The following is a 19,497-nucleotide window of genomic DNA, read 5'->3' as shown; positions in this document are numbered from 1 at the left end:
ACGCCTGGCGTGAGGCAAGCGCATTCGAAACAATGTGACTACGCGATGAAGGAGACCCCCCATGCAGGTCAGCAGAAGGCAGTTCTTTAAGATCTGCGCTGGCGGTATGGCAGGGACGACGGTGGCCGCGCTGGGGTTCACCCCCGAGGCGGCGTTAGCGGAAACCCGGCAGTACAAACTGCTGCGCGCCCGTGAAACCCGTAACAACTGTACATACTGTTCCGTCGGCTGTGGGTTGTTGATGTACAGCCTTGGCGACGGCGCCAAGAACGCAAAAGAGAGCATTTTCCATATCGAAGGGGATCCGGATCATCCGGTCAGCCGCGGCGCGCTTTGCCCGAAAGGCGCAGGTCTGGTGGATTTCATCCACAGCGAAGGCCGGCTGCAGTACCCTGAATACCGCGCGCCAGGCTCCGACAAATGGCAGCGCCTCAGCTGGGATGACGCCTTTACCCGCATCGCCAAGCTGATGAAAGAAGACCGCGACGCCAACTTTATCGCCGCTAATGAACAGGGCGCCACCGTTAACCGCTGGCTGTCCACCGGCATGCTGTGCGCATCAGGCGCCAGTAATGAAACCGGCTATTTAACACAGAAATTCACCCGCGCTCTCGGCATGCTGGCCGTAGACAACCAGGCGCGCGTCTGACACGGACCAACGGTAGCAAGTCTTGCTCCAACATTTGGTCGCGGTGCGATGACCAACCACTGGGTGGATATTAAGAACGCGAATTTGATCGTCGTGATGGGCGGTAATGCGGCAGAAGCGCATCCGGTGGGGTTCCGCTGGGCGATGGAAGCCAAAATTCACAATAAAGCCAAGCTGATTGTGATCGATCCGCGCTTTACCCGTACGGCATCGGTGGCGGATTTCTATACGCCAATCCGTTCCGGCACCGACATTGCTTTCCTGTCGGGCGTCCTGCTGTACCTGATCACCAATAACAAAATCAACCGCGAGTACGTCGAGGCCTACACCAACGCCAGCCTGCTGGTGCGGGAAGACTTTGCCTTTGAAGACGGCTTGTTCAGCGGTTACGACGCCGACAACCACAAGTACGACAAAACCACCTGGAACTACCAGCTGGACGAAAACGGCTACGCCAAGCGCGACGTCACGCTGCAGGATCCGCGCTGCGTGTGGAACATGCTGAAAGAGCACGTCAGCCGCTACACGCCGGAAGTGGTGGAGAATATCTGCGGTACGCCGAAGGCCGACTTCCTGCAGGTGTGTGAATATATCGCCGAAACCAGCGCTCACGACCGCACCGCGTCGTTCCTGTATGCGTTGGGCTGGACGCAGCACTCGGTCGGGGCGCAGAACATCCGCACCATGGCGATGATCCAGCTGCTGCTCGGCAATATGGGCATGGCCGGCGGCGGCGTCAACGCGCTGCGCGGCCACTCCAATATCCAGGGGCTGACCGACCTGGGCCTGCTATCGCAGAGCCTGCCGGGCTACCTGACCCTGCCGTCCGAACAGCAGACCGATCTGACCAGCTACCTGAGCGCCAACACGCCGAAGGCGCTGCTGCCGGGGCAGGTCAACTACTGGAGCAACTACCCGAAATTCTTCGTCAGCCTGATGAAGAGCTTCTACGGCGACAAGGCGCAGAAAGAGAACGACTGGGGCTTTGACTGGCTGCCGAAGTGGGACAAAGGCTACGACGTGCTGCAGTACTTCGAGATGATGTCGCAGGGCAAGGTCAACGGCTACTTCTGCCAGGGCTTTAACCCGGTGGCGTCGTTCCCGAACAAAAACAAGGTGGTGGCCTCGCTGTCCAAGCTGAAGTTCCTGGTGACCATTGACCCGCTGAATACCGAAACCGCCAACTTCTGGCAGAACCACGGCGAGTTTAACGACGTGGATCCGTCGCAGATTCAGACCGAGGTCTTCCGTCTGCCATCGACCTGCTTCGCCGAGGAGAACGGTTCGATCGTCAACTCCGCGCGCTGGCTGCAGTGGCACTGGAAGGGCGCCGACGGCCCGGGCGAAGCGATGAACGACGGTGAAATTCTGTCGGGCATCTTTACGCGTCTGCGCGAGATGTACGCGCGCGACGGCGGTGCCGCGCCGGAGCCTGTGCTGAACATGACCTGGGACTACCTGACGCCGGACAACCCGTCGCCGGAAGAGGTGGCGCAGGAGAGCAACGGTAAGGCGCTGGCGGATATCCTCGACGCCGACGGCAAGGTTCTGGTGAAAAAAGGCCAGCAGTTGAGCACCTTTGCCCATCTGCGCGACGACGGCACCACCGCCAGCGGCTGCTGGATCTTCGCCGGCAGCTGGACGCCGGACGGCAACCAGATGGCGCGCCGCGACAACGCCGACCCGTCCGGTCTCGGCAACACGCTGGACTGGGCCTGGGCGTGGCCGCTTAACCGCCGCATTCTGTACAACCGCGCCTCGGCCGATCCGTCCGGCAAACCGTGGGATCCGAAACGCCAGATGCTGGAGTGGGACGGCGCCAAGTGGACCGGGATGGACGTGCCGGACTACAGCACCGCCGCGCCGGACAGCGACGTCGGGCCGTTTATCATGCAGCCGGAAGGCATGGGGCGTCTGTTCGCCATCGATAAAATGGCGGAAGGGCCGTTCCCGGAACACTACGAGCCGTTTGAAACGCCGCTCGGCACCAACCCGCTGCATCCGAAGGTGGTGTCCAACCCGGCGGCGCGCGTGTTTAAAGACGATCTGGCGACGATGGGCAAATCCGACAAGTTCCCGTACGTCGGCACCACCTACCGTCTGACCGAGCACTTCCACTACTGGACCAAGCACGCGCGGCTCAACGCCATCGCGCAGCCGGAGCAGTTTGTGGAGATCGGCGAGAAACTGGCGCAGAAGAAAGGCATCAAGCAGGGCGATACGGTAAAAGTCAGCTCCAACCGCGGCTATATCAAGGCCAAGGCGGTGGTGACCAAGCGTATCCGCACGTTGCAGGTGAACGGTCAGGAGGTCGACACTATCGGCATCCCGATCCACTGGGGCTATACCGGGGTGGCGAAAAAAGGCTTCCTGGCCAATACCCTGACGCCGTTTGTCGGCGACGCCAATACGCAGACGCCGGAGTTCAAGGCGTTCCTGGTCAACGTGGAAAAGGTGTAACGGAGACGAGTTATGGCAATGCAATCTCAGGACATCATTCGTAAATCCGCCACCAACGGCCTGACGCCGGCGCCGCGCGCCCGTGACGACAAAGCGGAAGTAGCGAAGCTGATCGACGTCACCACCTGTATCGGCTGTAAAGCCTGTCAGGTGGCCTGTTCCGAGTGGAACGACATCCGTGATGAGGTCGGTCACAATGTCGGGGTGTACGACAACCCCGCCGATCTGACCGCCAAATCCTGGACGGTGATGCGTTTCTCCGAAGTGGAGATGGACGACAGTGGCAAACTGGAGTGGCTGATCCGCAAGGACGGCTGCATGCACTGCGCCGATCCGGGCTGCCTGAAGGCCTGCCCGTCGGAAGGGGCGATCATCCAGTACGCCAACGGCATCGTCGACTTCCAGTCGGAGCACTGCATCGGCTGCGGCTACTGCATCGCCGGCTGTCCGTTCGACGTGCCGCGCATGAACAAGGACGACAACCGGGTGTACAAATGCACCCTGTGCGTCGACCGCGTTGATGTCGGCCAGGAACCGGCCTGCGTGAAAACCTGCCCGACCGGCGCCATTCACTTCGGCACCAAAGAGGCGATGAAAAGCGTCGCCGCCGAGCGGGTGGGCGAACTGCAGACGCGCGGCTACCAGAACGCCGGGCTGTACGATCCGGCCGGCGTCGGCGGCACGCACGTGATGTACGTGCTGCACCATGCCGACAAGCCGCAGCTGTATCACGGCCTGCCGGACAACCCGTCGATAAGTCCGGCGGTGACGTTCTGGAAAGGCGTGTGGAAACCGCTGGCGGCCATCGGCTTTGCCGCCACCTTCGCAGCCAGTATCTTCCACTATGTCGGCGTCGGCCCGAACCGCGTCGAAGAGGATGAGAACGACGAGCTGCACGATGAGGAGACGCGCAAATGAGGAAGGAAAAGCCAATTCAGCGCTACAGCGCGCCGGAGCGGATTAACCACTGGATCGTGGCGTTCTGCTTTATTCTGGCGGCCATCAGCGGGCTGGGGTTCTTTTTCCCGTCCTTTAACTGGCTGATGAATATCTTCGGCACGCCGCAGCTGGCGCGCATTCTGCACCCCTTCGCCGGGGTGATCATGTTTGCCGCGTTTATGCTGATGTTCCTGCGCTACTGGAAGCATAATCTGATCAACCGTGAAGATATCCTCTGGGCCAGGAACATCCACAAGATTGCGATGAACGAGGAAGTCGGCGACACCGGGCGCTATAATTTCGGCCAGAAGTGCGTCTTCTGGGCGGCGATTATCAGCCTGCTGTTGCTGCTGGCCAGCGGCATCGTCATCTGGCGGCCTTACTTTGCGCCGGCCTTCCCTATTCCGTTGATCCGCATCGCGCTGCTGGTGCATTCGCTGGCGGCGGTGGGGCTGATTATCGTGATTATGGTGCACGTGTACGCCGCCCTGTGGGTGAAAGGCACCCTTACCGCGATGGTCGAAGGCTGGGTGCCGGCCGCCTGGGCCAAGAAACACCACCCGCGCTGGTACCGTGAGGTCCGCGAAAAACGACAGGAAAACAAACCCTGATGAGTATCCGCATTGTTCCTAAAGAGCAGTTAGGGGCACAGCGTGAAAAGCCACACACGGCGGAAGCAATTCCGCCGTTACTTTTCGCGAATCTGAAAAGCCTGTACACCCGCCGCGCTGAACGCCTGCGTCAGCTGGCGGCCGATCACCCGCTGGGGGATTACCTCCACTTCGCCGCCGCCATTGCCGAGGCGCAGCAGCACGCGCAGCATGACCACCCGCTGCAGCTGGACCTGTCCGACGCGCTGCGTCAGGGCGCCGAACGCGGCAAACCGCCGCTCGACCTCAGCGTTTATCCGCGCAGCGCGCACTGGCGTACGCTGCTGACGGCGCTGATCGCCGAGCTGCGCCCGCAGGCGCCGCAGCACGTGCTGGCGGTGCTGGATAACCTGGAGAAGGCCTCCGAGCAGGAGCTGGAGCAGATGGCGACCGCCTTGCTCAACCGCGAGTTCGCGCAGGTGGGCAGTGAAAACGCGCCCTTTATCTGGGCGGCGCTGTCGCTGTACTGGGCGCAGATGGCCAGCCAGATCCCCGGCAAGGCGCGCGCCGAATACGGCGAACACCGCCAGTTCTGCCCGGTGTGCGGCAGCATCCCGGTCTCCAGCATGGTGCATATCGGCACCGTCAACGGCCTGCGCTATCTGCACTGCAACCTGTGCGAGAGCGAATGGCACGTGGTGCGCGTGAAGTGCAGCAACTGCGAGCAGACGCGCGATCTGAACTACTGGTCGCTGGACAGCGAACAGGCGGCGGTGAAGGCGGAAAGCTGCGGCGACTGCGGCACCTATATGAAAATTCTCTATCAGGAGAAGGATCCGCAGGTGGAAGCGGTGGCCGACGATCTGGCGAGCCTGATCCTCGACGCTAAAATGGAAGACGAGGGATTTGCCCGCAGCAGTATCAACCCATTCCTGTTCCCGGGCGAGTAGGCGGGAACCGGCGGCAGGCGCTGCGGCCCGGGGCGACGCATGATTTTTCATGCGTCTCGGTTATTTCCCGTGTCTTATCTGGCATTCGCCGGAGCGTCTTGCTACGTTTACGCCATAGCGCGTAAAGCGAAAGGAAAGGGATGATGTTCAAAAAGATAGTGAAATTCGCCGCCGTAGCGGCCCTGATCGCCGGCCTGAGCGCCTGCGATGACTCGGACACCAAACAGCCGACGGTGCCGAAGCCCGCGCCGAAACCGACCGCCGCCCAACCCGCGGCGCAGCCGGAGAAGCCTGCGCCGCTGCCGGGGCTGAGCGTCTCGCTGCAGCAAGGCAAGCTGACCTTTGAGCTGCCGTCCGGCTTTAGCGATCAAACGGAAAACAGCGGCATCATTAACGACCATACGTCGACCATTCAGCGTTTCCTGAATGGCAAGTCGCGGCAGAGCGCCGTCTCCTCCGAGGTGATTCCGCCGGCGGGAATGAAGCTGAACGGCAGCGACAAAATGCTCAGTGAGCTGATGCAGAGCATGCTTACCGAACTTTCCGGCCGCTATAAGCAGATTGAAAAGACCAAAGAAGAGAACTTTACCGTCGGTAAGCAGAAATTCCGTCGTCTGGATACCGAACAGAGCGTCAACGGGCAAAAAGTGGTTTCCACCATTGTCCTGACGGTGTTCAATAAACGCGTGATTACGCTGCAGATGCTGTCGCCGGCGAAGGAGTTGGAGGTGCACCAGGCGCTGGTGCAGCGCATTGTTGATACGCTGACGGTGAAATAAACGGCGCGGCCTACCCGCAGCCAACGGGAGGGAAGATGAAACTGATCGGCAGTTATACCAGCCCTTTTGTCCGCAAGATTTCCGTGCTGCTGCTGGAAAAGGGGCTGGCGTTTGAATTCGTCAACGATCCGCCCTATGAGGCACAGACGCGGGTAGGCGAGCACAACCCGCTGGCCAAGGTGCCGGTACTGATCGATGAGCACGGCGAGGCATTCTATGACTCGCGGGTGATCGCCGAATATCTGGATCTGCTGCCTGCTGGGCCGCGCTTCCTGCCGGACGACCGCGCGCTGGCGCTGCGGGTGCGGCGCAGCGAAGCGCTGGCGGACGGCGTGACCGATGCGGCGTCGCTGTTGTATCGCGAGAGCCTGCGCGCCGCGGGCAAACAGGATGAAGCGTGGATGCTGCGGCAGCGCGACAAGCTGCAACAGGGATTGGACGCGCTGGAAGCGCTGGCGCAAGAGAAAGCGCTGCTGAACGGCGAGCAGTTGACGCTGGCGGATATCGCCGCCGGCTGCGCGCTGGGTTATCTCAACTTCCGCCGTATCCTGCCCAACTGGTGCGTGGGGCGTCCGGCGCTGGTCAAACTGGCCGAGCGTCTGTTCGCCCGCGAAAGTTTTGCCCGCACCTCGCCTCCCTGATGAACTGACGGGCGCGCCGGACGTGCCCCGTTTTTGCTGAATACAACCCTGAACACACCTGACACCGAGCGACCATGAGCACTGAAGCCCATTCTCTTTACAGTCAGCTGCCGGCGATTGACCGCCTGCTGCGCGACCCGGCGATAGAACCGTTGTTGGCCAGCCACGGCCAGACGCTGATTGGCGAACTGCTGCGACAGATGCAGGCGCAGGCCCGCGAGGCGATTAAACGGCAGGGATGCCTGCCGGAGTGGTGCGGCGACTGGCCGCAGGCGCTGCAGGCGCGGCTGGCGCAACAGCAGCAGCCGCGCCTGAAGACGGTGTTCAATCTCAGCGGCACCGTTTTGCACACCAACCTGGGGCGCGCCCAGTTGGCGCAGCCGGCGATCGCGGCGATTGGCCGGGTAATGGGCGCGGCGGTGACGCTGGAGTACGATCTGGACGGCGCCGGCCGCGGCCATCGCGACCGTGCGGTGGCCGATATGCTGTGTCAGCTGACCGGTGCGGAAGACGCCTGCATCGTCAACAATAACGCTGCGGCGGTGCTGCTGATGCTGGCGGCGGTGGCGCCGGGCAAGCAGGTAGTGGTGTCGCGCGGCGAGCTGGTGGAGATTGGCGGGGCGTTCCGTATCCCGGACGTGATGCGCCAGGCGGGCTGTCAGCTGGTGGAGGTGGGCACCACCAACCGCACTCATCTGAAAGATTATCAGCAGGCGATTACCGAGCAGACCGGGCTGTTGATGAAGGTGCACACCAGCAACTACAGCGTGCAGGGCTTTACCGCAGCGGTTGATGAGGCGCAGCTGGCGCAGCTTGGCCGGCAGCACGGCCTGGTGACCGCCACCGATCTGGGCAGCGGTTCGCTGATTGATATGACGCAGTACGGCCTGCCGGCGGAACCGATGCCGCAGCGGCTGCTGGCCGACGGCGTCGATCTGGTGACCTTCTCCGGCGACAAGCTGCTGGGCGGGCCGCAGGCCGGGATTATCGTCGGCAAAAAAGCGCTGATCGCGCAGCTGCAGCAGCACCCGCTGAAACGCGCGCTGCGCGTCGGCAAAATGACGCTGGCGGCGCTGGAGGCCACGCTGCGCCTGTACCAACAGCCGGAGCTGCTGGCGCAGCAGCTGCCGACGCTGCGCATGCTGACCCGGCCGCAGCAGGAGATGCAGACCGCCGCCGAGCGTCTGCTGGCGCAGCTGTCTCCGCACTATGCAGGCCGTTTTGCACTGGGTGCCGAACCCTGCTGGTCGCAAATCGGCAGCGGTTCGCTGCCGGTCGATCGCCTGCCGAGCTATGCGCTGACCTTCGCGCCGCTGGACGGCCGCGGCGCTACCCTGGAGCGTCTGGCGCAGGCGTGGCGCGCGCTGCCGCAGCCGGTAATCGGCCGCATTAACGACGGCAAACTGTGGCTCGACCTGCGCTGTCTGACGCAGGAAGCGGCATTGGCGGAGGCGCTTTTGTCATGATTATCGCCACCGCCGGCCATGTCGACCATGGCAAAACCACGCTGCTGCAGGGGATCAGCGGGATCAACGCCGATCGCCTGCCGGAGGAGAAACGCCGCGGCATGACCATCGATCTCGGCTACGCCTACTGGCCGCAGCCGGACGGACGGGTGTTGGGCTTTATCGACGTGCCGGGGCACGAAAAATTTCTCGCCAATATGCTGGCGGGCATCGGCGGCATCGATCACGCGCTGCTGGTGGTGGCCTGTGACGACGGCGTGATGCCGCAAACCCGTGAGCATCTGGCGATCCTGCGCCTGAGCGGCCGTCCGGCGCTGACGGTGGCGCTGACCAAGGCCGATCGCGTCGACGCCGAGCGGCTGGCGGAAGTCGAAGCGCAGGTGCAGGCCGAACTGGCGCGGCAGGGATGGCCCGACGCGCCGCTGTTTATTACCGCTGCGGCGCAGAATCTGGGCATTGAGGCGCTGCGTGCGCATCTGCTGGCGCTTGAGCCGGCGGCGCATGCGCTGACGCGCCGTTTCCGTCTGGCGGTCGATCGCGCCTTCAGCGTGAAGGGCAGCGGGCTGGTGGTGACCGGCACCGCGCTGGGCGGCAGCGTCAAGGTGGGCGACACCCTGTGGCTGAGCGGCCAGAACGTGCCGGTGCGGGTGCGCGGGCTGCATGCGCAGAACCAGTCGGCCCAGCAGGCGCAGGCCGGGCAGCGTATCGCGCTGAATATCAGCGGTGATGTCAGTAAAAGCGACGTGACGCGCGGCGACTGGCTGCTGGCGCAGCGGCCGGCGCTGCAGGCGGAACGCATTCTGGTGACCCTGGAGCAGGACCAGCCTCTGAAGCACTGGCAGCCGCTGCATATTCACCATGCGGCCAGCCATATCACCGGCCGGGTGTCGCTGCTGCAGGATTCACTGGCGGAACTGATCCTCGACCGGCCGCTGTGGCTGGCGGAAGACGATCGGCTGGTGCTGCGCGATATCGCCGCGCGTGAAACGCTGGGCGCAGCGCGCGTACTGGCGCTGACGGCGCCGAAGCGCGGCAAACGCCAGCCGGCGTATCTGCACTGGCTGACGCAGACGGCGCAGGCGCAGGATGATGCGCAGCGGCTGATGCTGCAGCTGCAGCAGGGGCCGCTGGACGTGGCGGCCTTTGGCTGGGCGCGCCAGCTGAGCGATGAGCGGCTGACGCAGCTGCTGGAGGAGCACGAGGTGCTGGCGGCCGGCGGCAGGGCGCTGTCGCTGGAAAACGCCCGTCAGGCGGAGCAGCGCCTGCTGCAGGTGCTGGCAGAGTATCACCAGCAGCATGGCGATCAGCTGGGCCTCGGGCGGGCGCGCCTGCGGCGCATGGCGCTGCCGACGCTGGATGAGGCGCTGGCGTTTTTACTTATCGAACGGCTGCTGGCGGCCGGCGCGCTGCGCAACAGCCGCGGCTGGCTGCATCTGCCGGAACATGGCCTGGCCTTTAGCGAACAGGAGCAGGCGCTGTGGCAGCGCATCGCGCCGCTGTTCGGCGATGCGCCATGGTGGGTGCGCGATCTGGCGGCAGAGCTGGCGGCCGATGAGGCCGAGGTGCGCGCCACGCTGCGCAAGGCGGCGCAGTTGGGACATGTGACCGCGGTGGTGGTCGACCGCTACTATCTCAGCCAGCGTGTGGCGCAGTTCGCCGCGCTGATCCGCGAACTGCACGACGGCCAGGGCGGCGCCAGCGCCGCTGATTTTCGCGATCGGCTGGGCGTCGGGCGCAAGCTGGCGATCCAGGTGCTGGAGTTCTTTGACCGCAGCGGTTTTACCCGCCGTAAAGGCAATCAGCACCTGCTGCGCGACCGCGGGCTGTTCGACGCCTGATCTCCCCGTTTTCTGTCTTCCTGCGCGCTCAGCCGGGCTTTCCCTGGCTGAGCGCTTCGCGTTTTCTCGCCTTGGTGTGCGGTTTTCATCTAAGAATATGCTGATTTTTTGTGCATCAACCGGCTTCCGTCACATTGTTTTATAAGCAATGTGTTAACAATAGAGTAACTGTATCGTAGCAATGGTGCTGCTCTCGCTGAGGCTGGCATCCCGCTCATCGTCAGCAAAGATCGTCTTGGTTTTAGGGAGAAGCAGTCATGTTTGACCGTATTACTGTGACAACGCCGGCGGGCGCCGGTGCGCTGAAGTTCTGGAAGCTCAGCGGGGTGGAAGAGGTTTCCAGTTCGTTCGAACTGCAGGTGATGCTGCTCAGCACCGATGCCCGCCTGGACCGCCGGGCGATGCTGGGCCAGCCGATCACTTTGACCATTCCGACGCAGGGCGTGCTGTCCGCACCGCGCTATCTCAACGGCAAGGTCACCTCGGTCAACGTGCACAGCGCCGATATTAACGGCGCGCGCTACGCCGTTTACACCCTGACGATGGAATCTGACCTGTGGCCGCTGAAGCGGGACCGCAACCAGCGCATCTTCCAGAACCAGCGCGTGCCAGATATCGTCAGAACGGTGCTCGGCGAGTACGGCGTACAGGTGGAGGAGCAGCTTTCCGGCAGCTACCGCAGCTGGGAGTACTGCGTGCAGTATCAGGAGAGCAGCTACGACTTTATCTCCCGGCTGATGGAGCTGGAGGGGATTTACTTCTTTTTCCGCCACGAGGCGGACAAACACACGCTGGTGCTGCACGATGCGCCGCAGCAGCACCAGCCGTTCAGCGGTTATGAGGTGATTCCCTATCACGCCACGCCGTCCGGCGGCAGCACCGGCGAACAGGGGATTGGCCAGTGGGCGATCTCCGAGCGGGTGACGCCGGGGATCTACAGCATCGACGACTATGACTTCCGCAAGCCCAACGCCTGGCTGTTCCAGGCGCGGCAGAACCCCAGCTCGCCGCAGCCGGGGCAGATTGACTACTACGACTGGCCGGGACATTTTGTCGAACACGGCGACGGTGAATTCTACGCCCGGGTGCGGCAGGAGGAGTGGCAGGCGGGGCACCAGCGTATTAACGCCACCGCCACCGCGCTGGGCATCGTACCGGGCTGCACCTTTACGTTGCTCAACCCGCCGTTTGCCAGCGACAACGGTGAGTATCTGGTGCTGAGCGCCCGCTACGATCTGGAGGAAAACAGCTACGCCAGCGGCGGCGAGGAGGCGGTACACCGCATCGAGATGACGGTGATCCCCGCCGATACGCCGTACCGTTCGCCGCAGCGTACGCCGTGGCCGCGCACCCACGGCCCGCAGACCGCGCGGGTGGTGGGGCCGCAGGGCGAATCGATCTGGACCGATAAGTACGGCCGGGTGAAGGTGAAATTCCATTGGGACCGGCAGGCCAAGGGTGACGAAACCAGCTCCGGCTGGGTGCGCGTCTCCAGCGCCTGGGCCGGTCAGGGTTTCGGCGGCGTGCAGATCCCGCGCGTCGGCGACGAGGTGGTGATCGACTTTATCAACGGCGATCCGGACCGGCCGATGGTCACCGGCCGGGTGTATAACGAGGCCAGCATGCCGCCGTGGGCGCTGCCCGCCGGCGCCACCATGATGGGCTTTATGACCCGCTCCAAAGACGGCCACAGCGACAACTCCAGCCATCTGTTCTTTGAGGACAAGGCCGGCTCGGAGATGGTGCAGCTGCACGCCGAAAAGGATATGAATATCTCGGTGGAGAACGATAAAACGGTGGCCATTGACGGCAGCCGCACCACCACCATTCAGAAAAAACAGAAAGATGAGGTGATCGGCGACGCGACCTTTATCTACCACGGTACGCGCACCACCACGGTAACCAAGAAAGAGACGAAAACGTTTGAGGACGGCGAAAAGGTCACCATCACCAACGGCCGCAACTCGGAGATCGCCAGCGGCGGCGAAAAGCTGAAGATTACCGGCGAACGCAGGGTAGAGACGGTGGGTACCGAAGAGCAGATTGTGTCGAAAAAGGTGACCCGGCGTTATAACGATGGTATGGATTTTTATCTGGACGGCAAACGTTATGACCAAATAACGGGCGAACGTCATGTTATCGTGACCGATGACGTTACCGACGAGTACCAGAGCAACCTGAACCAAACGATCACCAAAAATGTCGACACCAAAATTCTCGGTAATTGGAAGCAGGATGCCAAAGAGGGCATGACGCTGACCTCAGATCAGATGATTACCATCGACAGTAAGGTTAAGGTCAGTATCAAAACCCCGGCGGCGCTGGAGTACAAGGACCATAAAGAGACTATGTCGATGTTCTCGTTCGATTTCACGGCGGCGAAGGTGGTGACGGAGGGCTATTCCACCACCATTACCGTCGGCGGAAAACTCGGTCTGGCAACGATGAAATTCGACAAGACCGGTTTTGATCTCTCGACCAAAGAGGGGCGGGTGGAGTTTGGTCAGGCAATGGTGCAGGTTGGGCAGATCATGTCGCAGTTTAACGGCCTGACAATCATAGGCTGAGGGATATAGTTATGAAGTTCGCTATCATTATTTCCGTGATTATTTTTGCGGGTTTTTTTGCATATATCGCCCACCTGTTTTACCGCGACCACAAGATAGACGCCCAGGGACGGGAGCTGCTGGCGCGCGTGGAGGAAGTGCATTACCGCAGCGCCAACGATACCGGCAGCGTCAATATCCGCTACCGGCTGTCGTGGCCGGAAGGCGGCGGCACCAAACAGGTGGAGGGCAGGGAGACCATCCCGGCCTTCTATTCGTCGAAGGTGCAAAAAGGCAGTGAAGTGACGATCCGCTATCTGGACGACGACCATATCGCGTTTGTGTTTGATAAAGACCGCTAGGCCGAATCTGATAGTGCGCGTTGGGCTTGTCGCCCAAATCCGCACGCTATACCCTGCGCTGTAACTTCGTTAACGATAAGTGACATGCAAGGGCGTGGATGAGCAATAAAATTGGCTGGATAGATAACTTACGCGCCGTAGCGTGCCTGATGGTGGTGATGATCCACGCCACCACCGCGCTGCTGACCACGCCGGAGAAACTGGGCAGCCTCGCCTGGGATGCGGCCAACCTGCTCAATGCCCTGTCCCGCGCGGCGGTGCCGCTGTTCTTTATGATCTCCGGCTACCTGTTCTTCGGCGAGCGCAGCGCCAACCGCAAACACTTTGTGCGGATCGGCTGCTGTATTTTGTTCTACAGCGCCGTGGCGCTGGCGTATATCGCCTTCTTCACCAAGATTGGCTTCTGGCCTTCATTGCGCACGCTGCTGCAAAAACCGGTGTTCTATCACCTGTGGTTTTTCTACGCCATCGTGGTGGTTTATCTGCTGTCGCCGCTGATCAACGTCAAGCCGGTATCCGGCCGCTATCTGGCGGCGGCGCTGCTGATTCTGGCGGTGATGGCCAACCCGAATACCGATAAGTTCGCCATCGACGGCGTGCACCTGCTGCCGGTTAACCTGTATATCGCCGGCGATACCTTCTACTACCTGCTGTATGCGCTGGCCGGGCGGGCGATCGGCATGATGGACACCGGACGACGCGGCGTCAGCCTGCTGGCGGCGCTGGCCTTTGTCGGCAGCGTGGCGTTGATTATCATCGGCACCCGGCATCAGTCGCTGATTAACGGCAATTTTGCCGCCACCTACTACCTGTACGCCAACCCGCTGGTGTTTATCGCGGCGGTGTCGCTGCTGGTGTGGTTTAAAAACTGCCTGGCGCAGCCGGTGGGCTGGCTGGCGGTATTCTCCCGCCATTCGCTGGCGATCTACGGCCTGCACGCCCTGATTGTTAATCTGGTGCGCCATCAGGGCTGGGATCTCGGCGGCCATCCGCTGCTGGATATTTTCTGGGTGTTCGGCCTGGCGCTGGGGCTGAGCCTGCTGCTGTCCGCCGGGCTGCAGAAAATCGACCGCCGCCGGCTGGTGTCCTGAACGGGCTGCGGCATGGCCGCCGCAGCCGTTATTCGCCTCAGGCTCTGGTGACGCTGCCGTACACCAGACGCCCCTGATGGAAAGTGGCGCGGCGCGGCGATATGCGCGCCACCGCCTCGGCCGAACAGCTGGCGTCGACCAGCATAAAGCCGGCGTCGTCGCCGGCCTGCGGCCACACGCGTTGGCCTTTATCGTTCAGCGGCAGCACGTTGCCGGTGGCAATGGCCAGGGAACGCGACAGGTGGAACTCGTCCGATCCCCGGTACAGCTGGGCATAAAGGTTGGCCTTTTCCAGCATATCGCCGCTGCCGAACGGCGACCAGTGGTCGATCACGCTGTCGGTGCCGGTCATCACAAAGACCCCTTTTTCACTCAGCTGCGGCAGCGGCATCATCAGGCTGCCGATCGGCACCGTCGAGGCGATGGTTATCTGCTGCGCCGCCAGCCGTTCGGCGGTGTCCGCTACGCGTCCTTCATCCAACGTACTGAGCGCGAAGGCGTGACTGATAGTGACCTTGCCGCGCAGCGCCGGACTTTTCTCGACGGTGGCGATCATATAGTCGATGGCCGCGACGCCCGCCGGGCTGGTTTCATGCAGGTGAATATCCACGCCCTTGCCGCTGTCGAGCGCTATCTGGAACATGGCGTCGAGCGATTTTTCCATTGCGCCGTCGACGTTGGTCGGGTCGAGGCCGCCGACGTACTGCACTCCCATCTGCATCGCTTCGCGCATCAGCGCATCCACCTTTGAATGCAGCAGGCCGTGCTGCGGGAAGGCGACGATCTCGCAGTTGAAGCCGGCGCGCTGATTTTCCAGCGCACGCTGCAGGTGCTCCAGACTTTTCAGCCCGCTGACCGGGTCGATATTGCAGTGGCTGCGCGCCACCGTACTGCCTTTGGACTGCAGCAGGGCGATCAACCCTTCGGCGCGCTGCTGCGAGGTCGGCAGCAGTTTGGGGATCAGCGTCTGCTCCAGCGCAATCATATCCATAATGGTTTTGCCCTGGCGCGGGCGCGGCGCCTGCCACGGGCCGCCGTAGAAGGTTTTATCCAGGTGGATATGCATATCGCGCGTGCCGGGCAGCAGCAGCTGGCCGCCTGCCGAATAGCGCGGCAGAGCGGCGGGCGGCGTGGCGCCGGCCGGGTGCAGCGCCGCGATGTTGCCGTCTTTAATCTCCAGCGTGTAGCGCGCGGTGCGGGTGCCGATCACCGTGTCGCCATCGTATTCGAAGCCCTCTTCCAGCAGGACGTCGCTCAGCAGGTAGTGGCGGTCGGTGAGGGTCATCGGCGATGCCGGCGCGGCGCAGGGGGCGCTATTGTCGGGCGTGGCCGCCTGCGCCACGCCGCCGCTGAGGCCGAGCACCGCGCAGGCGGTGGTCAGCTTGCCGGTTTGGCTGAGAAAGGTTCTGCGGCTTTGTTGTTGGCTGTTTTCCACAATCGGTTCCTTATCCAGAGGTGTTGTGTTGCAGCCATTAACCTAAAAAAGTCGCGCCGGGGTTGGCAGCGACATTTGCCACTGGTGATTATTCGATTTGGCAATGATAGGCAGTGTGATGGGCGACGAGCGCCGACATATCATTTATCTGTTGAATCTATCGTATGATTTAATAGCATAAAATGGATGAAAGTATAACGATTACATGGGGTCACCGGCTGATACTGGCATCTGATGACGGTTAGCAGCCCGGATTTTTTATAAAACGTCATAAATAACATTAAATAAATAAAACTCATAAAATAGAACATATAAACCACAACGATCTTTTCATCATGGGGCGACGATATGGAATAGATTAGGTGATAAACATAAGGAACTGTAAAATAATAGATATTAATGTGTAATTGTTTCATTTTAATAATTAAAGTACACACTTGTTCATGGTTGTTTTTTGTTTTGACGTTTTCTGCACTTTACACTCACGTTAAATTTTTCTTTCCCCAATGATAATTAGAAGGCGAGAATATGAAGCGTGTAATTACAGAGGATGTTATTGAAAGACTACATGCATTGTCACCCGACGTTCCTGTGGAAATGTTGATCTCTTGGGAGTCGAGTGACGATGCCTGGTTTTTAAAGGATGAGAATAGCATGCCTATTTATGCGAATGCTGAATACAGCCAGCTGATGGTGCGGGGAAATCAAGGCTCCTCCTCCATTCTCTCTCCATTTAAACCTTTTATAACCCTGCATGATCGGCGTGTTATTGAAGAGCTGCGTAAGATTGAGGCGGTTGGTATCCTCCCGGTTAATACACATAAGACACTCAGCGTTTTTTATTGTGAAAGAATGCCTTACTATGATCACCATGCGCATCTGTCGGGTATTATCAGCCATATAAAGCCGTTAAGTATATTCACTCCCCGATTTTTCATTTCCGGCGAAGAAATGGGGTGCCTGACAACAAATTGTCCTACAACGCTTTTTTCAAAAAAAGAGTGGGAGGTGATATTTCTTATTTTACAGGGAATGCCGGAAAAAGATATTGCAGACACTGTTCATAGAACAGTCAGAACCATCAAGTTCCATAAAAATAACATCCTGGCAAAGTCGCATTGTGAAACCACGCGTGAATTTATCAGTGAGTCCAGGGGTAAGAAGTGGGATTTGTATATACCACCGTTATTCTCAAACCCTTGCTATATTATTAGAGGTTGAGTTTTTAATAAACTGTACCTGAGGTACAGTTTATTCATGGTGCTCATCCTATATGCTCATCTGTATCACTTGGCATGCCAAGCGATACCCTAGACAGATAAACAGATGAGAGGTTGTAAATGAGTTATTCAAATAATTTTAACTTTCCAGTTTTGATTATTTCAGACGGTGGTGGCCAATTAAATAGTGATCATCCACTGTATCGAGTTCAGGAGATGCTGGAACGCGATAACCATCATTTTATCTATGCGTATAATCAAAAATCCGCGTTGGCGATGCTCCGTAACCAATTGGGTATCGGTTGCATCATTATTCATGACGACGACCACTCAAAGCGCGATGACAATGAGTTATTCCTTAAGCATATAATCAGGTCTGTTCGTGCCAGAAACCACGGCGTACCGATATTCTTCTCCTCCATTTCCTCCATGCTGGGGCGCTTACCGACGGAAGTGATCAAAGAATTACATGAATACATCAATGTCTATGAAGATACGCCAAAATTTATTGCCGGGCGTATCCATCTGGCGGTGGAACAGTATATTTCAAATCTGCTTCCGCCCTATTTTGCTGCGCTTAAAAATTATGCGCTGGACAGCCCTTACTACTGGGACTGCCCGGGGCATCAGGGCGGCGTAGCCTACTTAAAGCACCCGGTAGGCCGGGAGTTTATCAACTTTTTCGGTGAAAACCTGATGCGCGCGGATATCGGAATTTCAACGCCGGAGCTGGGGGACTGGTTAGAGCATAAAGGTGTGCCGGGTGAGGCAGAAAAACGCGCGGCGAAAGTGTTTGGCGCAGACAGGACCTTCTTTGTGACGGGGGGATCGTCGCAGTCTAATCAGATAGTCGGCCACTCAATTGATTTAAAAGATAAAGTCATTCTTCTTGACCGGAACTGCCACAAATCAGTGAACCACGAGTTGACCATCACCCGGGCAAAGCCCGTTTATTTTCAACCTTCTCGCAACGGGCTGGGCATTATTGGTTTGATTTCTCCCAACCAGTTTACGCGCGGCGCGATCGAAAAAAAAATTACTGACAGCGTGCTGACTTACTCGATCGAAGACCAGGATCCCGCCTACGCCATTATCACCAACTGTACTTATGATGGCCTGATCTATGATGTGACGACCCTGGCCAAGAAGCTGGGCAAGGTGGTGCCGCGCATTAAGTTTGATGAAGCCTGGTATGCCTATGCGAAGTTTCATCCGCTCTATCAGGGACGTTTCGCCATGGGGGTGCCAAAAGACAAGAAAAACGGCCCTACGATCTACGCCGTGCAGTCGACGCATAAAATGTTGGCCGCCCTGTCTTCGGCTTCTATGGTCCATATCCGCAATTCAGCCCGTGCTCCGGTGGATTATGATGCATTTAATCAGTCATTTATGATGCACGGTACCACATCGCCGTTTTACCCGATTATCGCCTCAATGGATGTGGCAACGGCAATGATGGAGGGAGAAAGCGGTAAATCATTAGTGGATGAAGCCATTCATGATGCCATCAGTTTTCGTAAGACGCTGGTTACAGTATCGGAGAAACTTGATGCAGAAGAGGGCGATTGGTTTTTTGATGTCTGGCAGCCGGCCTCCGTGCCGGTGGACGGCGAACAGGTCCCTTTCGCGCTGGTTGACGATGATATTTTGGCGACAAGGCAAGAATGCTGGTATCTGCGGGCCGGCGATGCCTGGCATGGCTTTGAGGATTTGCCTGAAGGTTATGCGATGCTTGATCCTATCAAGGTCACGATTACCTGCCCCGGTTTGGATTCACAGGGCGTAACGAGTGATTTTGGTATCCCAGCCCCGGTTGTCGTGAAATATCTCGATACGCAGCGCATTATTCCGGCAAGAAACGGAGATTACACCATTCTGGTGCTCTTTGCTCTGGGATCGACGCAGGGCAAATGGAATACCCTGATTGATACGTTGATGATGTTTAAATATCACCATGACACCAATACGCCGTTAGCCGAGATTCTCCCGGATATATCTGCCCGCTATGCGTGTTATCAGGGGATGGGCCTCGGTGATTTATGCCGGGCTATCCACTATGCCAATATTGAACTGAAAGTTGCCGAGCTGTTAGAGCTGGCCTGTACGGTAGAAGCGATTCCGGTTTTGGCGCCGTCACAAGCCTATGAATGCCTGATTGCGAATCAAACCGAACTCGTCAAGATTGAAGACATGTACAACCGTACCCTCGGGGTCATGATTACCCCTTATCCTCCAGGTATTCCGCTTATTATGCCTGGCGAAAAGGTAACGGAAGAATCACGGCCGATTATCGATTATTTGACGGCATTACAAACATTCGGCCAGCGCTTTCCCGGGTTTGAACATGAGTTACAGGGCGTAGACGTTGATGACGACGGATTTTATTGGGTGAGGTGTATTAAAGAAGAGCCACTCACCCGGAAAAGTGTGTCCGGCGTTATGCCTGTGTCTTGTTCAGAGTGTTAATCGGTTTTAACAATCCTTAATGGATGCATTGGCATCCATTAAGAACCTAATTCTCTTTTAAATGG

Annotated in this window: 14 protein-coding genes; 13 read left to right on the top strand and 1 reads right to left on the bottom strand. The window is 59.2% G+C overall.

The window, feature by feature from the left end:
- The first annotated feature begins 61 nt into the window (after nt 1-61).
- The 11 genes from fdnG to FO014_RS09625 all read left to right on the top strand — a co-directional run bounded on the left by fdnG (nt 62) and on the right by FO014_RS09625 (nt 14,311).
- Nucleotides 62-3,109 (top strand): formate dehydrogenase-N subunit alpha, encoded by a 3,048-nt coding sequence (fdnG, locus tag FO014_RS09675; RefSeq protein WP_160029281.1) that lies wholly within the window; start codon nt 62-64, stop codon nt 3,107-3,109.
- A 12-nt stretch (nt 3,110-3,121) separates the two neighbouring features.
- Nucleotides 3,122-4,027 carry a formate dehydrogenase subunit beta gene (gene fdxH / locus FO014_RS09670; protein ID WP_160029280.1) on the top strand — a complete coding sequence of 302 codons (906 nt, stop codon included), beginning with the start codon at nt 3,122-3,124 and terminating at the stop codon, nt 4,025-4,027.
- A complete protein-coding gene (fdoI, locus tag FO014_RS09665; RefSeq protein WP_160029279.1) occupies nt 4,024-4,659 on the top strand; it encodes a formate dehydrogenase cytochrome b556 subunit in 636 nt (211 codons plus the stop codon). Before fdxH ends, fdoI begins: the two co-directional genes overlap by 4 nt.
- On the top strand, nt 4,659-5,588 hold the full coding sequence (gene fdhE / locus FO014_RS09660) for a formate dehydrogenase accessory protein FdhE (RefSeq protein WP_160029278.1): 930 nt from the start codon (nt 4,659-4,661) through the stop codon (nt 5,586-5,588). The genes fdoI and fdhE overlap by 1 nt, the downstream gene beginning before the upstream one ends.
- Before the next feature lie 143 nt (nt 5,589-5,731).
- Nucleotides 5,732-6,367: a DcrB-related protein gene (locus tag FO014_RS09655; protein ID WP_160031394.1), complete on the top strand. Its 636-nt coding sequence runs from the start codon at nt 5,732-5,734 to the stop codon at nt 6,365-6,367.
- 35 nt (nt 6,368-6,402) lie between these two features.
- Nucleotides 6,403-7,008, top strand: a complete 606-nt coding sequence (locus tag FO014_RS09650) for a glutathione S-transferase (RefSeq protein ID WP_105229239.1) — start codon at nt 6,403-6,405, stop codon at nt 7,006-7,008.
- A 74-nt stretch (nt 7,009-7,082) separates the two neighbouring features.
- The gene (gene selA / locus FO014_RS09645) at nt 7,083-8,474 is read left to right on the top strand and encodes an L-seryl-tRNA(Sec) selenium transferase (RefSeq protein WP_105229240.1); all 1,392 of its coding nucleotides are present in this window, start codon (nt 7,083-7,085) and stop codon (nt 8,472-8,474) included.
- Complete coding sequence (selB, locus tag FO014_RS09640; protein WP_105229241.1) at nt 8,471-10,312, top strand: selenocysteine-specific translation elongation factor; 1,842 nt, start codon at nt 8,471-8,473, stop codon at nt 10,310-10,312. The genes selA and selB overlap by 4 nt, the downstream gene beginning before the upstream one ends.
- 257 nt (nt 10,313-10,569) lie before the next feature.
- The gene (locus FO014_RS09635; protein ID WP_160029276.1) at nt 10,570-12,879 is read left to right on the top strand and encodes a type VI secretion system Vgr family protein; all 2,310 of its coding nucleotides are present in this window, start codon (nt 10,570-10,572) and stop codon (nt 12,877-12,879) included.
- Nucleotides 12,880-12,890: 11 nt separating this feature from the next.
- Entirely contained in the window at nt 12,891-13,220 is a 330-nt protein-coding gene (locus FO014_RS09630) for a hypothetical protein (RefSeq protein ID WP_105229243.1), read from the top strand.
- Between the two features lie 98 nt (nt 13,221-13,318).
- Entirely contained in the window at nt 13,319-14,311 is a 993-nt protein-coding gene (locus FO014_RS09625; RefSeq protein ID WP_105229244.1) for an acyltransferase, read from the top strand.
- 37 nt (nt 14,312-14,348) lie between these two features.
- Here the strand turns inward: FO014_RS09625 and FO014_RS09620 are convergent, their stop codons facing one another.
- Nucleotides 14,349-15,746: an amidohydrolase family protein gene (locus FO014_RS09620; RefSeq protein ID WP_160029274.1), complete on the bottom strand. Its 1,398-nt coding sequence runs from the start codon at nt 15,744-15,746 to the stop codon at nt 14,349-14,351.
- A gap of 528 nt (nt 15,747-16,274) precedes the next feature.
- On the opposite strand from FO014_RS09620, the gene FO014_RS09615 reads away from it, so the two are divergent.
- Complete coding sequence (locus tag FO014_RS09615) at nt 16,275-16,967, top strand: helix-turn-helix transcriptional regulator (RefSeq protein ID WP_160029272.1); 693 nt, start codon at nt 16,275-16,277, stop codon at nt 16,965-16,967.
- A gap of 119 nt (nt 16,968-17,086) precedes the next feature.
- Nucleotides 17,087-19,432, top strand: coding sequence for an Orn/Lys/Arg family decarboxylase (locus FO014_RS09610; RefSeq protein ID WP_160029270.1), 2,346 nt, complete (start codon nt 17,087-17,089; stop codon nt 19,430-19,432).
- The last annotated feature ends 65 nt before the right edge of the window (nt 19,433-19,497 follow it).

The organism is Serratia rhizosphaerae, assembly GCF_009817885.1.
Taxonomy (GTDB): domain Bacteria; phylum Pseudomonadota; class Gammaproteobacteria; order Enterobacterales; family Enterobacteriaceae; genus Serratia_B; species Serratia_B rhizosphaerae.
The sequence above is the reverse complement of the archived record's forward strand: the minus strand, read 5'-3'. Positions and strand labels throughout refer to the sequence as shown.